The 20952-nt window shown below is 65.4% G+C and carries 16 protein-coding genes and 1 pseudogene; 11 read left to right on the top strand and 6 right to left on the bottom strand.

Annotation, left to right across the window (positions count from 1 at the left end; genetic code table 11):
- Nucleotides 1-265 precede the first annotated feature (265 nt).
- Nucleotides 266-1888 carry an acyl-CoA synthetase gene (locus DEU38_RS20185; protein ID WP_114723185.1) on the top strand — a complete coding sequence of 541 codons (1623 nt, stop codon included), beginning with the start codon at nucleotides 266-268 and terminating at the stop codon, nucleotides 1886-1888.
- Between the two features lie 66 nt (nucleotides 1889-1954).
- On the opposite strand, the gene DEU38_RS20180 is transcribed toward DEU38_RS20185, so the two are convergent.
- Nucleotides 1955-2440 carry a nuclear transport factor 2 family protein gene (locus DEU38_RS20180; protein WP_114723184.1) on the bottom strand — a complete coding sequence of 162 codons (486 nt, stop codon included), beginning with the start codon at nucleotides 2438-2440 and terminating at the stop codon, nucleotides 1955-1957.
- 62 nt (nucleotides 2441-2502) lie between these two features.
- Nucleotides 2503-3384, bottom strand: a complete 882-nt coding sequence (locus DEU38_RS20175) for a TIGR03619 family F420-dependent LLM class oxidoreductase (RefSeq protein ID WP_114723183.1) — start codon at nucleotides 3382-3384, stop codon at nucleotides 2503-2505.
- Nucleotides 3385-3668: 284 nt separating this feature from the next.
- Here DEU38_RS20175 and DEU38_RS20170 point away from each other — a divergent pair, with 284 nt between their 5' ends.
- Entirely contained in the window at nucleotides 3669-4562 is an 894-nt protein-coding gene (locus DEU38_RS20170; RefSeq protein WP_114723251.1) for an IclR family transcriptional regulator, read from the top strand.
- Nucleotides 4563-4568: 6 nt separating this feature from the next.
- On the opposite strand, the gene DEU38_RS20165 is transcribed toward DEU38_RS20170, so the two are convergent.
- Nucleotides 4569-5120, bottom strand: coding sequence for a flavin reductase family protein (locus DEU38_RS20165; protein WP_114723182.1), 552 nt, complete (start codon nucleotides 5118-5120; stop codon nucleotides 4569-4571).
- Between the two features lie 248 nt (nucleotides 5121-5368).
- On the opposite strand from DEU38_RS20165, the gene DEU38_RS20160 reads away from it, so the two are divergent.
- From DEU38_RS20160 to DEU38_RS20140, 5 genes are all read left to right on the top strand, one after another.
- Nucleotides 5369-6235, top strand: coding sequence for an alpha/beta fold hydrolase (locus tag DEU38_RS20160; RefSeq protein ID WP_114723181.1), 867 nt, complete (start codon nucleotides 5369-5371; stop codon nucleotides 6233-6235).
- 10 nt (nucleotides 6236-6245) lie between these two features.
- Entirely contained in the window at nucleotides 6246-7946 is a 1701-nt protein-coding gene (locus DEU38_RS20155) for an FAD-binding protein (protein WP_114723180.1), read from the top strand.
- A gap of 412 nt (nucleotides 7947-8358) precedes the next feature.
- Complete coding sequence (locus DEU38_RS20150; protein ID WP_114723179.1) at nucleotides 8359-9531, top strand: hydroxylase; 1173 nt, start codon at nucleotides 8359-8361, stop codon at nucleotides 9529-9531.
- Nucleotides 9532-9571: 40 nt separating this feature from the next.
- Nucleotides 9572-10477: a biphenyl-2,3-diol 1,2-dioxygenase gene (gene bphC / locus DEU38_RS20145; RefSeq protein ID WP_114723178.1), complete on the top strand. Its 906-nt coding sequence runs from the start codon at nucleotides 9572-9574 to the stop codon at nucleotides 10475-10477.
- Between the two features lie 402 nt (nucleotides 10478-10879).
- Nucleotides 10880-12100, top strand: coding sequence for an IS30 family transposase (locus tag DEU38_RS20140; protein ID WP_114723250.1), 1221 nt, complete (start codon nucleotides 10880-10882; stop codon nucleotides 12098-12100).
- A 77-nt stretch (nucleotides 12101-12177) separates the two neighbouring features.
- On the opposite strand, the gene DEU38_RS20135 is transcribed toward DEU38_RS20140, so the two are convergent.
- The gene (locus DEU38_RS20135; RefSeq protein WP_114723177.1) at nucleotides 12178-13404 is read right to left on the bottom strand and encodes an alpha/beta hydrolase family protein; all 1227 of its coding nucleotides are present in this window, start codon (nucleotides 13402-13404) and stop codon (nucleotides 12178-12180) included.
- A gap of 123 nt (nucleotides 13405-13527) precedes the next feature.
- Here DEU38_RS20135 and DEU38_RS20130 point away from each other — a divergent pair, with 123 nt between their 5' ends.
- Nucleotides 13528-14343 carry a DUF72 domain-containing protein gene (locus DEU38_RS20130; protein WP_114723176.1) on the top strand — a complete coding sequence of 272 codons (816 nt, stop codon included), beginning with the start codon at nucleotides 13528-13530 and terminating at the stop codon, nucleotides 14341-14343.
- Between the two features lie 137 nt (nucleotides 14344-14480).
- Nucleotides 14481-15075: pseudogene (locus DEU38_RS29845) on the top strand (class I SAM-dependent methyltransferase).
- Between the two features lie 556 nt (nucleotides 15076-15631).
- Here DEU38_RS29845 and DEU38_RS20110 read toward each other — a convergent pair.
- A complete protein-coding gene (locus DEU38_RS20110; protein WP_114723174.1) occupies nucleotides 15632-16222 on the bottom strand; it encodes a hypothetical protein in 591 nt (196 codons plus the stop codon).
- Between the two features lie 83 nt (nucleotides 16223-16305).
- Nucleotides 16306-17193, bottom strand: coding sequence for a TauD/TfdA family dioxygenase (locus DEU38_RS20105; protein ID WP_114723173.1), 888 nt, complete (start codon nucleotides 17191-17193; stop codon nucleotides 16306-16308).
- 570 nt (nucleotides 17194-17763) lie between these two features.
- Here DEU38_RS20105 and DEU38_RS20100 point away from each other — a divergent pair.
- Entirely contained in the window at nucleotides 17764-18759 is a 996-nt protein-coding gene (locus DEU38_RS20100; protein WP_114723172.1) for an AraC family transcriptional regulator, read from the top strand.
- Nucleotides 18760-19322: 563 nt separating this feature from the next.
- The gene (locus DEU38_RS20095; protein ID WP_114723171.1) at nucleotides 19323-20876 is read left to right on the top strand and encodes a long-chain fatty acid--CoA ligase; all 1554 of its coding nucleotides are present in this window, start codon (nucleotides 19323-19325) and stop codon (nucleotides 20874-20876) included.
- Nucleotides 20877-20952 lie beyond the last annotated feature (76 nt).

The raw sequence follows: 20952 nt of genomic DNA, 5'->3' as shown, positions 1-20952 counted from the left end.
ATGCGATGTCCCCAAACTAGTATTCATTCTAGTTTTTTCACAAGGGTCTGGCGGATTTTGATCGCGCGCGTGCGACACCCTGCTTCCGCTGATCAGCGCGGGATCCGGTAGACGCCGGGGCGGGCCCGGGAACTCTTCGCGGGGCTATTGATCGGCATATCGAAATATGTTCTACTCGGTATGTTGTGATTTCAGGCACACGGGGGCGTGTTATGTGGTAGAACGCACTCTTGCTCGTTGTGCGATTCTCCATGAAGGGCCACCCATGTCACTCAACCTTGCGGACCTGACCGAAGCTGTCATCGACGCCATCCCCGAGAAGGTCGCGCTCGTGTGCGGCGACGAGTCGCGGACATTCGCCGAGTTCGACGCCGGCGCGAACCGTGTCGCGCACCACCTCGCTGCTCAGGGCGTCCGGCCCGGCGACCACGTCGGTCTCCACGCCCGCAACAGCATCGAGTTCGTCGAGTCGCTGCTCGGCTGCCTCAAGATCCGTGCCGTCCCGGTGAACGTCAACTTCCGCTACGTCGACGCCGAGCTGACGTACCTATACAACGACGCTCAGCTCGCGGCGGTGATCGCGGACGGCGAGTTCAGCGATGTCATCGCCGACGTGCTTCCCAAGTGCCCCACGGTGCGCCACATCGTGCTCATCGGTGAGGCCGCCGGACCCGCGCTCTCGGAGGCCGCTGCCGCCGCGGAGACCACCATCTCGGTCGCCGACTTCCACAAGGCCGTCGCGGACCAGTCGCCCGAGCGCGACTTCCCCGAGCGCAGCAACGACGACCTGTACATCATCTACACCGGCGGCACCACCGGCATGCCCAAGGGCGTGATGTGGCGGCACGAGGACTTCTACCACGCCGCACTCGCAGGCGGCGCCATCATGGGCGGCGATCCGATCCTCTCGCCCGCCGAGCTCGGTGCCGCTGCGGCCGCGAACCAGTTCGCGATGTCGTACCTGATCACTGCACCCCTGATGCACGGAGCCGCGTCGTACTCGCTGTTCACCTGCATGTTCATGGGTTCCAAGCAGGTCCTCATGTCCAAGTACGACCCGGTCGATGCCCTCGAACTGGTCGACCAGCACAAGATCAACACCGTGATGGTGGTCGGCGATGCGATCGCCCGTCCGCTCTCCGACGCGATCGAGGAGCACGGTGAACGGTTCGACCTCAGCTCGCTGTGGATCATCGGTTCCGGCGGCGCGTTGTGGTCCGCCAGTGTCCGCGAGAAGCTGGGCAAGCTGCTGCCGAACGTCTACCTCCGGGACGCGTTCGGCTCGTCGGAGTCCGGCAACGACGGCGAACTGAAGAAGGATGAGGACGGCCTGTTGCGGATGGCGCCGTCGCCCAAGGCGCGCGTGGTCGACACCGACTTCTCCACGATCGAACCCGGCTCGGACACCGTCGGTTACCTCGCCCGCGCCGGACACGTGCCGCTCGGCTACTTCGGCGACCCCGAGAAGACGGCCGCGACGTTCCCCGTCGTCGACGGTGTGCGGCTGTCGGTTCTCGGCGACCTCGCGCGCGTCGAGGCGGACGGAACCATCATCGTGCTCGGCCGTGGATCGTCGTGCATCAACACCGGCGGCGAGAAGGTGTACGCCGAGGAGGTCGAGGAGGCGCTCAAGAGTCACCCCGACGTGCTGGACGCGCTCGTCGCCGGGATCCCGGATCCCACGTACGGGCAGCGGGTCTCGGCCGTCATCTCGGCCCGCGCCGGCGTCGACGATCTCGACGAGAACGACGTGACCGCGCACTGCCGGACCCGGATCGCGGGCTACAAGGTGCCGCGCACCCTCGTCGTGGTCCCCGAGGTCGTCCGGTCGCCCGCGGGCAAGGCCGACTACCGTTGGGCGAAGGCGACTCTCGAAGCCGCCGACTGACGTTCCGGTCCTGACGGCAACGGCCCGCTCCCTTTCGGGGAGCGGGCCGTTTCGTCGTTCGGGAGGTCAGCTACCGGCGCGGGCCAGCAGGTCGCGTGCCTCGGGGCGGCCGTCGAGCACCCGACCCGTGCGGTACGTGATCTGCCAGCGGCCGTCGATCCGGGCGAACTCCCAGCGGTTCGCGGTCACACGCCAGACGCGGAACCCGTCCGAGTTGTCGTCGTTCATGATGAGCTGCGAATGGCAGGTCGCGACCGCGGTGTCGCCCTCGACGCGGATGTTCATCGGGTCGAGCAGGTGACCGCAGCCGCCGCCGATGTAGTCCTGGTGCGGGCGGGTGCGGACCATCTCCATGATCTCGGCGCGGCCGCGCATGATGCGCATGTCGACGTCGTACACGCCGTCCTCGGCGAACAGTGCGCCCACCCGGTCGGCGTCGCCGGAGTCGACCGCCGGACCGTAGGCCGTCATGATCTCCTGGATGGCGATCTTGTCTTCGAGCAGCTGAACCCGCTCGACGAGGGACTGGACGAGCGCGGCGGTATCGGTCATCAGATCTCCTTCAAAATGTTTGTCCAGCAAATCGGGTGTAACGGCTGTTCTTCGGCGCCGCGTCAGCTGCGCGCGGGATCGAACTCGAGGCCGAGGCCGACGCCGAGCTCGCGCAGCGCCTCGAGCTGTTCGCAGTAGTGCGCGCTGCCCGTCGCGGCGATGGACGCGCTGGTGATCGTGGCGCCCGCGTCGCGTCGACGTTCGAGGGCGCGGACGGTGCGCTCGCGCGCCCCCAAGGGATCGAGGGGCGCGCCGGCGCTCAGGACGACGTCGAACTGGTCGGGGACATCGACCTTGCCGAGCATGGTCGCGAGCTCGTCGACGCTCAGCCCGAACGGGACCCATCCGTCGCCGTGTTCGGTGGCCCGGCGCAGCGACCGCATCGTGCGCCCGCCGATCCACAGCGGCACCCGGTCCTGGACGGCGTGCGGTTCGACGAGGAGGTCCTGGAATTCGTAGTAGGTTCCGCGGTACTCGGGCACGCTCCGGGACAGCGCGGCGCGCAGCGCGGCGAGCGCATCGTCGGCGCGGGCGCCGCGATCCTCGAACGCCGCACCCAACAGGTCGAACTCTTCCTTCAGCGTTCCGACGCCGAGCCCGAGGACCAGTCGTCCACCGCTCACGACGTCGAGGGTGCCGTAGCGCTTGGCGATCTCGAGCGGGTGGTGGTAGCCGAGCACGAGGACCTGGGTCGCGAGGCGGATCCGGGTGGTGCGGGCGGCGAGGTAGCCGAACGTCGCGAGCGGATCCCAGTACGTTCCGCCGCGGGCCTCAGCCACCTCGACCGGGACTGCGACGTGTTCACTGCAGGTCAGGTGGTGGAAGCCGAGACGATCCGCGCATTCGGCCACCCGGGCGAGGTCGGAGATTCCGCCGCCACGCTCCCACTCCGAGTGGGCGCCGGGGTGCAGCACCACGACGGGGGAGACGATTCCGATATGCATCCCTACAGCTCCGTTGCTGGATCGGCCATTGTCGATTCGTTCTACCCGAGCACCATGACGGGCGCCGCAGGTTTTCCGGTGACCGGGAGTTTGTCGGCGCCCGGTGCGTCCGCGCGCTTGCCAGGGCGTCTGGCGGCATGATGTCGATGTCCGATTTCGGGCAAATAATCAATCGATATCGGTCCCGCCCAGCGGGATGCACCTGCTAGCCTGACAGAATTGATTTCAGTTTTGCACCGGTTCGCCCCGCTGATCAGGGGCGCGGATGTTGTTTGGAGGTGTCGATGACTGTCGTCGATTCACATGAGTCGGTCGATGCTCCCGCGCCGCGGCGCGATCTGCCGCCGTCCATGGTCGAACGGATGACGCTGATCCTCGACGCGTTCGACGGCCGCGCATCGCGCTTGACCCTCGAGGAAGTGGCCTGCCGTACGCAGCTGCCGCGCTCGACGGTCCACCGCATCCTCGACCAACTCGTTCGGCTGAACTGGGTGGAGCACGCCTCGTTCGGCTACTGCCTGGGTCGGCGGGCACTCGGACTCGGCGGCGGCGACGGCGGCCACAGCGAGATCCGTGCCGCGGCAGCGCCGTTGCTGCACGAACTGCACATGCAGACCGGGATGGTCGTGCACCTCGCGGTCCTCGACGGGAGCGAGAGCGTCTACCTCGACAAGGTCGGTGGGCGCTTCGCGGCGTCGCTGCCGTCGCGCGTCGGCGGACGCGGTCCCGCCTACTCGACCGCCGGTGGCAAGTCGATGCTCGCGTGGCTCGACCCCGAGCGGGTCGACAGCCTGTACGAGGCGCGCCTGAGCCGCTGCACCGACCGCACGATCACCGACATCCCGACGCTGCACCAGGAGCTCAACCGGATCCGGCAGCGTCGCGGGCTGGCCTTCGAGCGCGGCGAATCCGTTCGCGGCGTGGCGTGTGTCGGGGTCGCGATCCGCGGTCACGACGGCCCCGTCGCCGGCATCTCGTTGTGCGGCGACGCACGCACCGCGCAACTCGAGCGCGTCGCGCCGCTCGTGGTGGACGCGGCCCGCGAGGTGTCGCGCACGCTCTACCCCGAACTCGGCGCGCCCCGGCGTGGCCGTCGTGCACCCGAGACGCCCGCGAACACCTGGTCCGCCGACGCGATGGACCGCCTGCTGTCCATCCAGAGCGGGCAGTGGATCTAGCGGGATCTAGCGCGCCGCCTGCGCGGGATCGGGAATCGCGATCGGGGCGGGGCCCTCGATGCCGAACTGGCCGCGGAAGAACACCATCGGGCGCTCCTCGCAGACGGTGTCCAGTTCGAGGACGCGGGCGACGATGACGTCGTGGTCGCCGGCGACGTGGACGTTCTCGACCTCGGCGTGGACGCGCATCAGGACGTCCGGTAGCGACGGCGTGTTCCACCGCGACAGCTCCCAGTCGAGATCCTCGTACTTGCGGCCCCGGCTGGAACCGAAGCGCGAGCACAGGTCGGACTGCTCCTCGTGCAGGACGTTGACGCAGAAGCGGCCGGTCTCACGGATCCGCGGCCACGCCCGGCCGCGATGGTCCGCGCAGATCAGGATCAGCGGCGGCTCGAGCGACACCGACGCGAACGACTGGCAGGCGAACCCGACCGGCCCGTCGTCGTCGAGACCCGTCACGATCGTCACGCCGGTCGCGAACTGGCCCATGACCCGGCGCATGTCGGCCGGAGTCGGCGCTCCCACCGAGCTCTCGTGTGCAATCACCTCTGTGGGCATGGGGCCACCTCCGATTCGGTGTGATCGATCGGCGCCCAGCGCGCCGAAGTTGATGTTGGCGAGCGTATGGCGGCACGTTCGTGGCTCTGAACTGCTGTCTCGGTCAGCGGAACCACCCCTGACAGGCGCAGACAGGGAACTTATGGTCTCGCTCATCGGGATGAGATATGGCCCACCTCGGCGCGGACTGGCAGCCTGCCACCCGAATGGGCTGTGACCCGGATGACACATGAGGGACAGAGGCAACGATGACTGCTGAGTTGAGTTACGAGGGAACTCTGAGGGAGCTGCACACCGATGGGGGTGTGCTCCGATACCACGAGGCCGGCGACGGTCCGCCGCTGCTCCTGCTGCACGGTTCGGGTCCGGGAGTCACGGGCTGGCGCAACTACCGCGGCGTCCTCGCCGACTTCGCGGAGCACTTCCACTGCTACGTGCTCGAGTTCCCCGGATTCGGCGTGTCCGATCCGTGCGACGGCCACCCGATGGTCGAGGCGATCAACGCAGTGCCGACCTTCCTCGACGGTCTCGGCCTGGGCGCCGTCGACATGATCGGCAACTCGATGGGTGGTGTCGTCGCCACCCGGATCGCGATCGCCCAGCCCGAGCGTGTCAACAAGCTGGTCTCGATCGGCGGCATGGGCAAGAACGTCCTCTCGTCCAACCCGGGCGAGGGCATCAAGCTGCTCATGGAGTTCACGGACAACCCGACCCGCGAGAGCCTCATCCGCTGGCTGCAGTCCATGGTCTACGACCCCGCGATCGTGACCGAGCAGCTCATCGAGGAGCGCTGGGCGCTCGCGACCGAGCCCAAGACCCTCGAGATCGCCCGCCGCATGTACAGCTCCAAGGCATTCGCGGCGATGGCTGCGGCGAACGCGCAGGCCGACGGCACCCCCTACTGGGCGCAGTTCGGCAAGATCAAGGCCCCCACCCTGCTCACCTGGGGTCGTGACGACCGCGTGAGCCCGGTCGACATGGGCCTGCTGCCGATGCGCGACATCCCGAACGCGGAATTCCACGTGTTCCCCAACTGTGGCCACTGGACCATGATCGAGGCGCGCGACGCTTGGGTCTCGACGGTCCTGGCCTTCCTTCTGCGTGACGAGAAGTAGGCGAAACCCAATGGCAGACAAGAAAGCCGGCACCGAGAGCTTCGACACTGTCGTCGATTTCCTGATCGTCGGCAGTGGCGGCGGTGGCATGGCTGCCGGCATCACCGCGGCGGATCGCGGTATGTCGGCCCTGATCATCGACAAGGGCAAGACCTACGGCGGCTCCACCGCGATCTCCGGTGGCGGCATCTGGATCCCCAACGCGCCCGTGCTGGTGCGCAAGGGCGCCGGCGACTCCCGTGAGTCGGTCCGTCGCTACCTCGACGTCGTCACCGACGGCAAGGTGTCCGACGAGCGTCTCGACGCCTACGTCGACAACGGCCCGCCGATGATGGAACTGCTCGAGCGCAGCCCGCACATCGAGTTCTACTGGGTGAAGGGCTACTCGGACTACCACCCCGAGGAGGAGGGCGGACGCCCCCTCGGCCGCACCACCGAGTGCACGCCGTTCGACACCCGCAAGCTCGGCGAGGACGAGAAGTACCAGCGTCCCAACAGTCTCAAGGGCCCGCTCGGCCTGTGGATCACGTCGAAGGACTACCGCGACCTGGCGATGGTCAAGCGCACGTGGCGTGGACGCCGGGCATCGCTCATCGCGGCGTGGCGTGTGTCGTCGAACGTCATCCGTCGCCGCCACATGGCGACCGGTGGCCGCGCGCTCGTCGCCCGTATGCGCATGGCGCTCAAGGACGCCGGCGTCCCGCTGTGGCTGCAGACGTCGATGAAGGAACTCATCGTCGACTCGAAGGGTGCCGTCGTCGGCATCACCGCGGAGCGCGAGGGCAAGCTGGTGCGGATCGGCGCCCGCAAGGGTGTCCTGCTCGCCACCGGCGGTTTCGACCACAACAACGAGATGCGCGCGCAGTACCTGCCCGAGCACGGCGCCCCGAACATCAGCGCCGGTGCACGCGAGAACCTCGGTGACGGCATCCTCGCGGGCCAGAAGCTCGGTGCCGCCGTCGATCTCATGGACGATGCATGGTGGATGCCGTCGGTCATGCACCCGATGGGTGCGGTGATCCCGCTGGTGTCCGAGCGGTCCATCCCGCCGGCCGTCATCGTCAACCAGGACGGCAAGCGCTTCACCAACGAGTCGTCGCCGTACGTGAACTTCGTGCACGACCAGCTCGACGGGGGACACGTCCCGGCGTACTTCATCATGGACAGCAAGGCTCGTTCGCGGTACCCGTTCGCGCAGGTGCTGCCCGGTGCTCCGTTCCCGCAGGGCTTCTACGACAAGGGCATCGTGCACAAGGCGAACTCGCTGAGCGAGCTGGCCGGCAAGATCGGCGTCCCGGCGCAGAACCTGCTCGAGACCGTCGACCGGTTCAACGGCTACGCCCGCACCGGCAAGGACGAGGAGTTCGGTCGCGGCGACAGCGCGTACGACCAGTACTACGGCGATCCGACGATGAAGAACCCGGCGATGGACGAGATCGTCAAGGGCCCCTTCTACGCGGTCCGCATCGAGGCCGGCGACCTCGGCACCAAGGGTGGTCTGGTCACCGACGCCGAGGCTCGCGTGCTGCGCGAGGACGGCTCGGTCATCGACGGCCTGTACGCGACGGGCAACACGTCCGCGTCCGTCATGGGCAACGAGTACGCCGGTGCCGGCGCGACGATCGGCCCCTCGATGGTGTTCGGTTACGTGGCCGCAAACCACGTCGCCGATACCGCCTCGGACCGCACCGCCGCGTCCGACACGAAGTAGCACGCACAGGGTCCCGAGTGATCACTCAGCGGGACTGGGAAACAGGCTCTGACGTGGCCGAATTCCAGTCCCGCTGAGCGGGAGATGTTTTGTTCCCCAGGCGCCGTTCCTGGGACCGTTCCACCTACACGATCAGCGCGGTCGAAGAGCGTTGGTCCCCACTCGCACCAGGAGGGCGCGATGCTCGATCGTCTGTCGCCGACGATGGGCCGCGCCGGTGCTCACCCCAGCTTCCTCGAGCATGCCGACGAGCATGCCAAGCGCCACGGCGCATCCGAACCGCGATTTTCGTCGAGGCCGGTCGCCCGAGCTTGCCGGAGGACAGGTAGACCAATTGCTCTAGACCGCAGTAGGTCTGCCGCTAAGAATTGACCCGCGTCGCCGTGGGATCGCAGAGAGAGAGCTGATAGCTATGGGTCAGGTTTTGGACAACATCATGCAGTTCGCGGACGAGATCCGCGAGGGTGGCATCGAGGGCGAGAAGCTGATGCGCCTGTCGGACGGCAACGCGAAGCGTGTGCGCGACGCCGGCGTCATCCGGATGCTGCAGCCGAAGGAGTTCGGCGGCCTCGAGGCGCACCCGCGTGAGTTCGCCGAGACGGCGATGGCCCTGGGCGCCGTCGACGGCTCGACCGGCTGGGTCTCCGGCATCGTCGGTGTCCACCCGTGGGAGATGGCTTTCTTCGATCCCAAGGCGCAGCACGAGGTCTGGGGCGAGGACGTCGACACTTGGATCGCGTCGCCGTACGCACCCATGGGTGTCGCGGTGCCGGTCGACGGCGGCTACATCCTGAACGGCCGCTGGTCGTTCTCCACCGGCAACGACCACTGCGAGTGGGTCATGATCGGTGCTCTCGTCGGTGACCAGAAGGGTGTTCCCACCGGCAAGATCCTGCATGTGCTGGTTCCGAAGGCGGACTACACCGTCGACCACGACAGCTGGAACGTCGTCGGCCTCCGTGGCACCGGTTCGAAGGACTTCACCGTCAAGGACGCCTTCATCCCCGAGTACCGCACGATCGACTCCGAGATCGTCCTCAGCGGCAACGGTGCCAAGCACGCCGGCCGTGACGAGACGCTGTACAAGTTCCCGTTCTCGTGCATCTTCCCGCTCGGCATCTCCTCGTCGCTGATCGGCATGTGCCAGGGCGGTCTCGCGCTGTACATCAACGCGCAGAAGGAGCGTGTCGCGGTCACCGGTGTCCCGATCAAGGAGGACCCGTACGTCCTCTACGCCATCGGTCAGGCCGCCGACGAGATCAACGCTGCGCGCGTGTCGATCCTCGAGACCGTCGACCGCTTCTGGGACAAGACGGAGAAGGGCCAGGAGGTCACCTTCGAGGAGCGTGCGATCGGCCGCCGCACCCAGACCAACGCCGCGTGGCGTGCCGTGAGCGCCCTCGACGAGATCTTCGCGCGCGCCGGCGGCGGTGCGATGAAGGTGACGCTTCCGCTGCAGCGCTTCTGGCGTGACGCGCACGTCGGCCTGACCCACGCGATCCACGTGCCCGGCTCGATCAACCATGCCTCGGCACTGACCCAGCTCGGTGGTGAGCCGCAGGGCGTTCACCGCTCGATGATCTAGTTCGAACCCACCTGCATTCCTTACTCAGGGACGGATTGATATGACGGAAATTCGGGGTCTCGGCTACCTCAGGATCCAGACTCAGGACATCGCTCGTTGGCGGGAACTGCTCGTCGACGGCCTCGGCATGGCAATCGGCACGGGACCCGAAGAGGATGGCCTGTACCTGCGGGTCGACGAGCGCCGTGCGCGCTTGGCCGTCCTGCCGGGCGAATCCGACAAGGCTCTCGCGGTCGGCTGGGAGGTGCGTGACGAGTTCGCTCTGCAGCGCGTCCAGGAAGCTGTCGAGAAGTCCGGCATCGAGGTCGAGGTTCTCTCGCACGAGGAATCCATCTACCGCGACGCCGAGAAGGTCATCGCGTTCGACGACCCGGCCGGCACCCGCATCGAGGTCTTCTTCGGTCCGGTTCTCGACCACAGCCCGGTCGTCACGCCGCACGGCGGCAAGTGGGTCACCGGCACGCAGGGCCTCGGCCACGTCGTGCTGCCGACCGCGAAGTTCGCGGAGTCGTACGCCTTCTACACCGAGGTGCTCGGCTTCCTCCCGCGCGGTGCCATCCGGCTCGCGGACGGCGTCTCGCGCGTCCGCTTCCTCGGTGTCAACGAGCGCCACCACAGCCTGGCGCTGTGCCCGGCACCGCCGACCGACGAGCCCGGCCTGGTGCACCTGATGACGGAGGTCGACACCCTCGACGCCGTCGGCCAGGCGCTGGACCGTGTCGCGAAGAACGGCTTTACGATCTCCTCGACCCTGGGTCGCCACACGAACGACAAGATGGTGTCGTTCTACGTGCGCGCACCCGGCGGCTGGGACCTCGAGTTCGGTACCGAGGGCATGGCGGTCGACGAGACCTTCTACACCGCCGAGGAAATCACGGCGGACAGCTACTGGGGCCACGACTGGTCGGCCTCGGAGCCGCTGAAGGCGTTCATCCCCAAGGCATGATCGTCCGGTAGAGACGGGACGGGCCCCGCACGGATTCGGCGGGTTCACACGGTCGTCGCAACACTCTCGATGTGAGGGGTTGCGGCGACCGTGTCGTTTTCGGAGGACTGTGCTCGGTTCGGTGATCGGTTGGTGGGTTTGGTTGATTCCGGTGTGTCGGTGAAGGATGCCGCGGCGGCGTTGGGGATTGCGCGGCAACGGTGTTACTCGATTCTGCGGGCGACCGGACGCCCCGCAGGTCGGTCGCGTGGCCCCCGCCGTGCGGTCGATCGGCGGCAGGTCGCGGCGGTGTTCACCGTGACCGGGTCGATCAACCAGGCGGCGAAGTCGTGCGGGGTGTCGCATTCGGTCGCCCGGCGGATCCTGGTGGCCGAAGGCCTGGTCGACGAGGCGAAGGCGCCGGTGGGCAAGGCGGAGGCCAGACGCCGGTTCCTCGAACTCGTCGGGTCGGGTTGGTCGGTCAGGCGTGCCGCCCGGGAGGTCGGGGTCCACGAACGCACCGGACGGGACTGGCGTGACGGCACCCGCAAGGTCGGCAACAAACGTATCCACCGCGACGGGACGGTCGTGGACTACGGCCGTGGTGCTCGATACTCGGTGCCTGTGACCACGCCTCGCGGGGCCGGCCCCGCCACGATCAGCGGCCGGTATCTGTCCTTGCCGGACAGGTTGGCGATCGCGGACGGGTTGTTGACCGGTCGGTCGTTGCGGGCGATCGCGGCCGGGATCGGCAAGGACGTTTCGACGGTCTCGCGGGAGGTCCGCGCCCGCAGTATCGCGGGAACGTATCTGCCCTATCAGGCCGACCGGGCCGCGGCGGCCGCTCGTGCCCGGCCGAAACAGTCCAAACTGGTCACCAGCCAGGTGTTGCGTGAGGCGGTGACCGACGGGCTGTCGCAGCGGTTGTCTCCCGAACAGATCTCGCACCGCCTGGTGAAGGACTTTCCGGACGACGAGAGCATGCGAGTGAGCCACGAAACGATCTACCAGGCACTGTATTTCCAGGCCCGTGGCGGCCTCAAACGTGAAGTGCAGCAGACGCTTCGGTCTGGGCGAGCGAGGCGGATACCGCGCCGCGCCCCGGATCGGCGCACCCACCGGTTCCTCGACCCGATGATCATGATCAGTGACCGGCCAGCCGAGGCCGACGACCGTGCCGTGCCGGGCCACTGGGAGGGCGACCTGATCATGGGTGAAGGCAACAAGTCCGCGATCGCCACGCTCGTCGAACGCTCCACCCGCTACACCATGCTGGTGCACCTTCCCGGCCGCCATGACGCCGAAACCGTCAGGGACGGGCTGGTCGCGACGATCTCGACCCTGCCGGCACACCTGCGGGGATCGCTCACCTGGGATCAGGGCAGCGAGATGGCCCGCCACAAACAGTTCTCGATGGCCACCGACATGGCGGTCTACTTCTGCGACCCCGCCAGTCCCTGGCAGCGCGGCACCAACGAGAACACCAACGGACTGCTGCGGCAGTACTTCCCCAAGGGCACCGACCTGAGCGTGTTCGGACCCGAGGACCTCGAACACGTCGCCCAGGAACTCAACGGCCGTCCACGCAAAACGCTCGACTGGGATACCCCAGCCGAGCGTCTGCGTGATCTACTTACCGCCTAAAACCAGGCAGTGTTGCGACGACCCCTTGAAACCGCCTTCCTCCGTGCGGGGCCCTTTCGTCGTTGGACGGTGCGGTGTCAGGCGGGCAGGTCGAGTGAGCGCGCCAGCGTCGGCCACGCCTTGGGCAGCCGGTCCCGCCAGTACGACCATCCGTGGATGCCGACGGCCTCGTAGTCGAAGGTGGCGGGGATCTTCAGCTTGTCGAGCTGGGCGTCGAGCCGGTGGGTGCAGGCGTTCGCGACGGCCTCCATGGGGCCGCCGATGAACACCCGGTCGACGAAGTCCGGGGAGCCCAGTTCCTCGTACTTACCCGGGATGCCGGTCGACACCGAGACGTAGATGTCCATGCCGCGCAGCTGCTCCGCGTTGCGGACCGTGTCGTGGGCGGCCCACTCGGGACCGCCGACCTCGCCCCACAGGTTGCCCGGGTCTCCGCCGCGCGACGACACCGTCGCCTGCACGCTGGCCCGGCCCAGGTCGTCCGTCGTCGAGTAGCACCCGCTGAACACCGCGATGCCGCGGTACATCCCGGGATTCCGGTGCGCGAGCATCATCGCGCCCTGCGAGCCCATCGAGATGCCGAGCAGCGACTTGTCGCCGTTGGTGTGCAGGCGCGTGTCCAGCAGCGGCGGCAACTCCTCGGTGATGAACGTTTCCCACTTGTGCAGGCCGACACCCGAATCGACCCGGTCCCAGTCGGTGTACAGGCCGGACACGCCGCCGTTGATCATCACGACGTTGACGTTCTTGTCCGCGAAGAAGGCCGGGGCCCCGCCGATGGTGGCCCACCCGCTGGTGTCCTCGCCCGCGTCGACACCCTCGAGCGCGTAGATCGACGGTCGCGGCACCGAGTTGTCCTTGGGAAGAAGCACTTCCACACCGACCTCGCGGCGCAGCGCGGGCGAGGCCACCGTGAAGCGGACCATCTGCTCGGTCTTCTGCTCCTCGCCCACGATGGCGGCGACGGTGATGTCGTCGCGCAGCGGCGGTAGCGGCGGCCGTTCGTTCTGGAGTGGACCGGGGATGACCGATCCGGCGCTGACGCTGCCCCCGTTTTCGCCGCTGCCGGTCGAGCTGCCGGCGGTCGCCGCGCTCCCCGCGTTGCTGGCGCTGCCCAGGCTACCGGCGCTGCCCGAGTCCTCGGAGCTTCCAGTGCTTCCGGTGCTTCCGGAGCTTCCGCTGCTCCCGGGCGCCGCCGCGGCCTCACCCGCCAGCGGCAGCGCCACCAGTGCGGCGAGCGACAGGCCGAGCAACCCGCGTCGAAGCCTGCGCGCCGGTGCGCACGTCGGATCGGAACCCCACATCGAGAAAACCCCCAAAAGTCATGGATAGAGCGATCTGACGGTACTCCGCCGCACCGACACGCGTCCCCGAGTTACGCAGAACCGGGCGTCGGACCTCGCTCGACCGGTCTACACTCCGGCGGCATGGCGGACGTCCGCGTGGGCATCTCCGGGTGGGTGTACCCGGGGTGGCGCGGTGGCTTCTATCCCGAGGGGCTCGTACATCGCGAGGAGTTGGCGTACGCCTCCGCGCACCTGACGTCGATCGAGATCAACGGGTCGTTCTACGCGTTGCAGAAGCCGTCCAGCTTCGCGAAGTGGCGGGACGAGACGCCTGACGGCTTCGTGTTCGCGGTCAAGGGTGGCCGCTACATCACGCACGTACGCAGGCTGCTCGACGTCGAGATCCCGCTGGCCAACTTCTTCGCGGCGGGGGTCCTGGCACTGCGCGACAAGCTCGGTCCGATCCTCTGGCAGCTGCCTCCGAACATGCAGTTCGACGCCGACCGGCTCGACGCGTTCCTCGCGCTGCTGCCGCGGACCACCACCGCCGCCTGCGCCCTCGCGGAGCGCCGCGACGACAAGCTGTCCGACGACCGGGTCCTGGTCGTCACCGACGCCGAGCGTCCCATCCGGCACGCGCTCGAGGTGCGGCACGCGAGTTTCGCCGTGCCCCAGGTGGTGACGATCGCCCGAGAGCACGGCGTCGCACTGGTCCTCGCCGACACGGCCGGGAAGTACCCGCGGATCGACGAGACGACCGCCGATTTCGCCTACGCGCGGTTGCACGGCGACGCCGAGCTGTACGCGAGCGGTTACACCGACGAGGCCCTCGACGGATGGGCCGAGAAGGTGCGCGGGTGGCAGCAGGACGGCAGGGACGCGTTCGTGTACTTCGACAACGACATGAAGGGCTACGCGCCGTTCGATGCGATGGCACTGTTGGACCGTCTCGGGTAACCGGGACGGCTACGTCCGATCCGGGCACTGTCGCGCGGTGAACGAGATACAGGCGATCGGCGCGTCGTGTCCGGCTTGTCGTAAGTTGACAGGAGTCGAAGTAAATCCAGTGAAGTGGAATCAACCGAGCGATCCGGATGTACGGACGCAGCCTTCCCACGAGATGGGGTCCGATGGATAAGTCCGGTGTCAAGGAAACTTTCGATTCCGTCGCGGAGTACTACGACCGGATGAATCGCGTGATGACCTTGGGGCGACACCGGCACTGGTGAGATCGCTCTCGCCGCGCGGTCTTTGTATCCGCACGCCGCGATCACCGCTGCAGACTTCTCGGAGCGCATGCTTGCCGCCGCGGCTACCAGAGCAATCGGCGATGCCATCTCGTGGCAAGTTGCCGACGCCAACGACCTGCCGTTCCCGGACGAGGCGTTCGATAGCGTCACGTCCGGGTATCTGCTTCGAAATGTCGACGACGTTTACCGGGTATTGGCAGAAAAGTTCCGCGTGCGGGACACATGTTCGGATATCCACTACCTGGCCTTCCAACCGTCCTGTGGCGGCGTCAGGTACGCGTTGCTTCCAGGAAATCCGAGATCGCCGCGGTCAGCTTCTTCAGGGTGCATCTGCTTCCGGTGCCCGCCCAACGGCCAGGTGGGAACGATGCATCGGTACCGGTCGCGTAGTTCGGCGACAACGTTCCGCCACACCGAACCGTCCATGATCAATCCGTGAATGAACATCAGGACCGGACCATCGCCACCGGTGTCTTCGTACTCGATAGGTCCCGCCGATAGTTCCACCTCGCGCATGTCCATTCCCCCTCGTGACACAGCAACCGAACGTCAGCCGCACGCCATCAGCGCGGCAACCTAGTGCCGGAACCGCCAAAGATAATCGACTCCGAGAAGCGCCACGCGTAGTGTGCGAAAGTCAAGTCGTGACTGGACGTTCGACGCGATTGCACTGTTGAACCGTCTCGGGTGAGCTGAGATGGCTGCATCAGGTTCAGGGATTCGTGAGCGTCGGCGAACACGGAGGATTGCTGGCGTATGAGTCCGCAGTCAGAGGGTCCGAACCCGCCGATGTCGAATGCGGACTGCGATGCGACGATCTCGGCGGCGAGACCGAATGCCTAGACCCAGACCTCCGCGGTACATAAGGCTGTGCTGGAGCGGCCCAGCGGTGACCAGGAGATCGCCGCCGGGCCGCGGTGGCGGTCGAGGTCGGACAGGGCTGTCGGTGAATCACCGCGAACTCCTGGACCAACCCTTTGCCGCTGAGGAACTTCCTAGAAGGGGCGCGCCGGAAGTGGCTTGATCAAGTGTTCGAGTAGGGGTGCCGACTGTGCACAGGTGAGCACCTCGGACGGGTCGAGTCGGATGTACTCGCGTGTGGATGGGTCGACCTCCCACACATCCTCACCGATGAGTCGACCCTGGTCGTCGTAGGGCCAGTTCATGTACTGCCGATTCTTCATCAGGTACGTGGCCTGCGGGTCGACATCGATGCCCTCCGCCACGAGCGCGGCTCCTGGAGTCTGCTGGTAGAGAACAAAGTCGGTACAGATCAGATTGTCGCCGACAGCGATCTTCTCGTCTTCGACGTAAAAGATGCACTCCCCGGTGCCAGCCCATTCGCTGTAGACACTCTTGATCGCGTCGGCGCCCTCGAGCCTGATCGTGCGACCGAAAGTGTTGAAATTGTAGACGGGTTCCTCGACCATCATGTCGGGCGCGAAGATTTCCTCCCAGCGACCGGCGACCTCCAGGTTGCGGTGCCGGTTGTAAGCATGCAGCAGGTAAAGGTGCCGCGGGTTGACGGTCCGCTCGATCAGCTGCGCGACCGCGATATTCGTCTCGGTGACGTCGAATCTACTCATCACTGTTTCCTTTCAGGATCTGAAATTGGGGCGTGGGCTTTTCGAGGGCAAGCCCCGAAGCGCATATGTCGGTAGGGGATATTTCAGAATGGCCTGTCGCCCGCGATCGTCGCGCGCTCCATTTTCCGGACGGCCGGCCAGTAGTCCTGAACCGCGTAATGCTGCGTAGATCGGTTGTCCCAAATCGCGACGCAATCCTTCGTCCAGGTCCAGCGGACCTGGTACTCGGGGATCGCTGCCCGACTCTTCAGATGGTTGAGCAAATCGCTCGCGCCGGGCGAGTAATCGGCGCCGTAACGCACTCGGTCCGGGGTGTGGAAGTTGGTAATGTGCGTCGTGAAAACATTCACATAGAGGATCTCTTCCCCCGTCTCAGGATGCGTGCGAACCACCGGATGCTCGGCATCGGGGAAGCTCTCTTTCAGTTCGTGCCGTACTTCTATCGGCTTCGAGGCGCCGAAGACTGCCTCGAAGCTGTGCCGGGCACGCAAGGATTTGACCTGATCCTTGACGTGATCCGGAAGTTCGCGGTATGCCTCGACCATGTTGACCCAAATGGTGTCGCCACCAATTTCAGCCGGTTCCACACAACGCAGTACGGACGCCATTGAGGGGCTCTCCCGCCAACTCGTATCGCTGTGGTAGGAATTCTCGTAGTGGCCCTCGCTCGACGTATCCTTATACAGGAGAACAACACCGGAATCATCGTCGGTGTTTGGGTGGCCATCTTCCAGCGGTCCGAACTTCTTGGCGAAGGCCACGTGTTGGATGCGTGTCATTTCCTGGTTTCGGAGAAATAGCACTTTGTGCTTCAGGAGAAGCGACTTCACCTCGGCGAAGAGGGCATCATCGCGGGTGATGTCAGGAATCTGTATGTCGAGCAGTTCGGCCCCGATATGTCGGGTCAGTTGCTTCACCTTGATCAAGGAATTCCCGGCTTGCGATGGCTCCTCGATTTGAACGGCGTGCATGGGTGTCACTCCTTTGATTTCGGGGGAGAGGGGTACTCGGCCAGCTCGGCCGGAGGGCGACAGGTTCGCTCGTTGGGTGCTCTTCATTTGCGGTCCGGTGAAGCATGGATCCGCACCGTCAGATGTCGAAACTCTAGCGCCCAGTCCCGGCAGGAAATTGACCTCACGTTGCACCTTGCTTGACGCGCTATTGCTCCGCCCGCAGGGTTACCGATGGGGGAGGGGCTACGTGAACGCCCTACCGGCGCATCGGATATCGGATTCGGTTTCCGTGCGCTCCCGCACCCGTTGCGGCGGCGACGATTGCTACCCGCCTGTCCTGCAACTTCCGCGGGGAGGCGGGTATCTGGGTTTCCAATCCTGTTGGCCGGAGCCGCTATACGCCCGGTCGAATGTAGGGTAGGAGCGGGGCACGAGCGTGGTCCGGTGTCGAGGATGGTGAAGCTGCTGTGGATCCCGACCGAGCAGTATTGGAATGGGATCTCGCCCTCGAGCCGACCGCCAAAGGCATCTGCCGGGTGATGCCGGCCAAGCTGACGGACGCTCGAAGGCAATCGAAAGGAGGCTTCGATGACCCGGCTTGTCCGTAACGCAACGCTGACGGGATACCTGGAGCTCATTCGTTCTCGGGAAGTCGACCCACTTCCGTTGCTCAGGTCTGTCGGGCTCCAGGTAGCCGACCTGGCCATGCCGAATCAGTGGATCGCCATCGACGCCGCCGCCCGACTCCTCGAGATCTCTGCGGTCGCAACCGGTCTCGAAGGTTTCGGATTGCGCCTGGCCGAGAACCGAAAGTTCTCCAATCTGGGCCCGATCAGTGTAGCCGCGCAGGGCGAACCGGATATGCGCAGTGTGCTGATGATGCTCAGTCGCTATCAGCACCTACGCAGCGAGGCTATCAACGTTCGGATAGCTGAAACTGATGACCTCGTAAAGGTTAGGCTTGACTTCGACATAGTCCCTGCCAGCGCCTCGCGGCAGTTCTCCGAGATGATCGTAGGGGCACTTCTTCGGCTGATCAAGATCGTTTCCGGAGGCCGTTGGACACCGGCAACCGTTTGTTTTACGCACGACGCACCGGACGCCCTGACGCTTCACCGCCGTACCTTGGGAAATTCGATCCGATTTGGCGAGAATTTCAATGGCTTCGGGTTCTACGCTGGCGATCTTGATATCCCCAATAGCCTGTTCGACCCTTCATTTCAGCCGTTCGCGAAGGAGTATATCGACACGATCGCCAGCCCGCGACCCGTCGACGATCTCGACCGCATTCGTGAACTGATCGAAACCACGCTGCCGACGGGGCGGTGCTCGCTGCAGCATGTCGCGAAGACGCTGGGAGTCAACCGCGTCACGGTCCATCGGCTTCTTGCCAGATCGAACACATCATTCTCGGAGATCCTCAATACCACCCGGGTGGATTTGGCTCGGATATATGTCACACAGCGGACGCGTTCCCTAACGGATGTTGCTGGTCTGCTTGGGTTTTCCGAACTATCTGCGTTCTCGCGCTGGTTTCGAACCGAGTTCGGGTCCAGTCCAACGGCCTGGAGGGCTGCACTTTAGAGCAGGTGTTGGTCGTCGGGCCTGTGCACTGTCGGCGCGGGACCACTGAGTGCATCACCGGTCGCGGCGGGCACTGCACATTCACGGTCGAGGGGTCCGAATGGTCGGCGGTCCTCGGGTGATGGGGGCTTAGGCCGGTGCCCGGAGCGTCCGATCAGCGGAGAGCGCTTGGCGGCAGACGCAGTGCAACAGTATGTCAATCCAGCCGTAACGCAGCGTCAATCGAATGTGGCGCAGTCCCTATAGCGTGATGTGCAACATAACTGCGGCATTAAGTGCCGTCGAACACATGGTGTCTGCGGTGATCCGGTGGGTTCACGGGACTCCGCTTTCCGATGTCGGGTCAATTCGGGTGGGGGCTTGTGAAGGCTCGGTCGACTAGTTCGGTCGACCGGCGCGGTTATGCCCCCGGGGAAACGGTGAACCCGCAGATCCGCCGCTGGCCGCGATACATGAGCTGGCTCTGCGGCCTGCTGATTCTGCCGAATTATGGACGCCACAACATGTTCCGATCCAGCACTGCGTTCGCTACGACCGCACCACGAAACTGAGAGAGAAGCCACATGCTCAATCTGTCCATGCTCCTGGAGGATTCCGCTCGTCGGTATCCGGACCGTGACGCGCTCGTCCAGGGCGAACAGCGGTTCACCTATGCCCAGGTGGATGCCGTCTCGAACCAGGTAGCCAACCTTCTCGTCTCGAGCGGGATCCGGCCAGGCGACAAGGTGGCACTTTCTCTCCCGAACGTGCCATGGTTTCCGATTCTCTACTACGGAATCCTCAAGGCCGGCGCGGTCGTGGTGCCACTGAATATTCTGCTCAAGGGCCGTGAGATCGCCTATCACTTAGCCGATTCGGACGCCAAAGCGTACTTTTGCTTCGAGGGTACATCGGACCTGCCGATTGCCGAGTTTGCCCGGGAGGGCTACGAAGACGCCCCGACCTGCGAGCACCTGTTCGTCGTTGGCGCAGACCAAGCGCCTACCGCCGAGGGCATTGCCCAGCTGGCGCAAGCGCTCGTGGATCAGCCCAGCGAGTTCGAGAGTCTGCTGTGCGAGGCCACCGACACCGCGGTGGTCCTGTACACCAGCGGCACCACCGGCCAGCCCAAAGGCGCCGAGCTGACACACTCGAACATGGTGCTGAATGCGCTGACGGCTAACCGACTGTTCGACTCGCGGCCCAGCCGGCACGACAAGCACCTGACGGCCCTACCGCTCTTCCACACCTTCGGTCAGACCGTGAACATGAATTCGGCGTTCTCGATGGCCGCGACGTTGATCTTGTTGCCGCGGTTCGACGCTCAGTCCGCACTGCGGATCATGAACGAACAGGACGTGACCGTCTTTGCGGGCGTACCGACCATGTACTGGGGTTTGCTCGAGGCCATCGATACGCTCGACGACGGGATCGATGTCGAACGGATCGCCAAGAATCTTCGCAGGGCGATCTCGGGCGGGGCGTCGATGCCGGTCGAGATTCTCAAGCAGTTCAACGAACGATTCGGAGTTCAGATCCTCGAAGGTTACGGGCTCTCGGAGACGTCACCGCTGGCGGTGTTCAGCGACTCCGAGCGGGATCCGCGACCCGGTTCCATCGGCACGCCGGTATGGGGCGTGCAGGTCCGCCTGGTGGATGAGCAATGGAACACTGTGGCCGAATCAAATTCAGTGGGAGAGATTGCAATTCGTGGACACAACGTGATGAAGGGATACTACAACCGGCCCGCGGCAACCGAAGAGGTGATGTGCGACGGCTGGTTCCGCAGCGGGGATCTCGCCCGCCGCGACGAGGACGGCTTCTACTACATTGTCGACCGGGCAAAGGACATGATCCTCCGCGGTGGGTTCAACGTGTACCCGCGAGAGATCGAGGAAGTGCTCATGGCGCACGAGGCCGTCTCCCTGGCGGCAGTGGTCGGCGTACCGCACGAAAGTCACGGCGAGGAGGTCAAGGCGTTCGTCATCCTCGACAAGGATGCCGAAATCTCCGAAGGGCAGTTGATCGACTGGACCAAGACGCAGATGGCCGCCTACAAGTACCCGCGTCTGGTCGAGTTTGTCGCGTCATTGCCGATGACCGCCACCGGAAAGATCCTCAAGCGCAGCCTCGCCTGAAGCCGAACAAATGCGTGCCGGCCGGCCTGCGGTGGGCGCCTAGTCGCAGCGCCATTCCGATCGCTACCGGTTCGGT

Origin of the sequence: Rhodococcus sp. AG1013 (assembly GCF_003350365.1) — a bacterium.
Lineage (GTDB): Bacteria > Actinomycetota > Actinomycetes > Mycobacteriales > Mycobacteriaceae > Prescottella.
The sequence above is the reverse complement of the archived record's forward strand: the minus strand, read 5'-3'. Positions and strand labels throughout refer to the sequence as shown.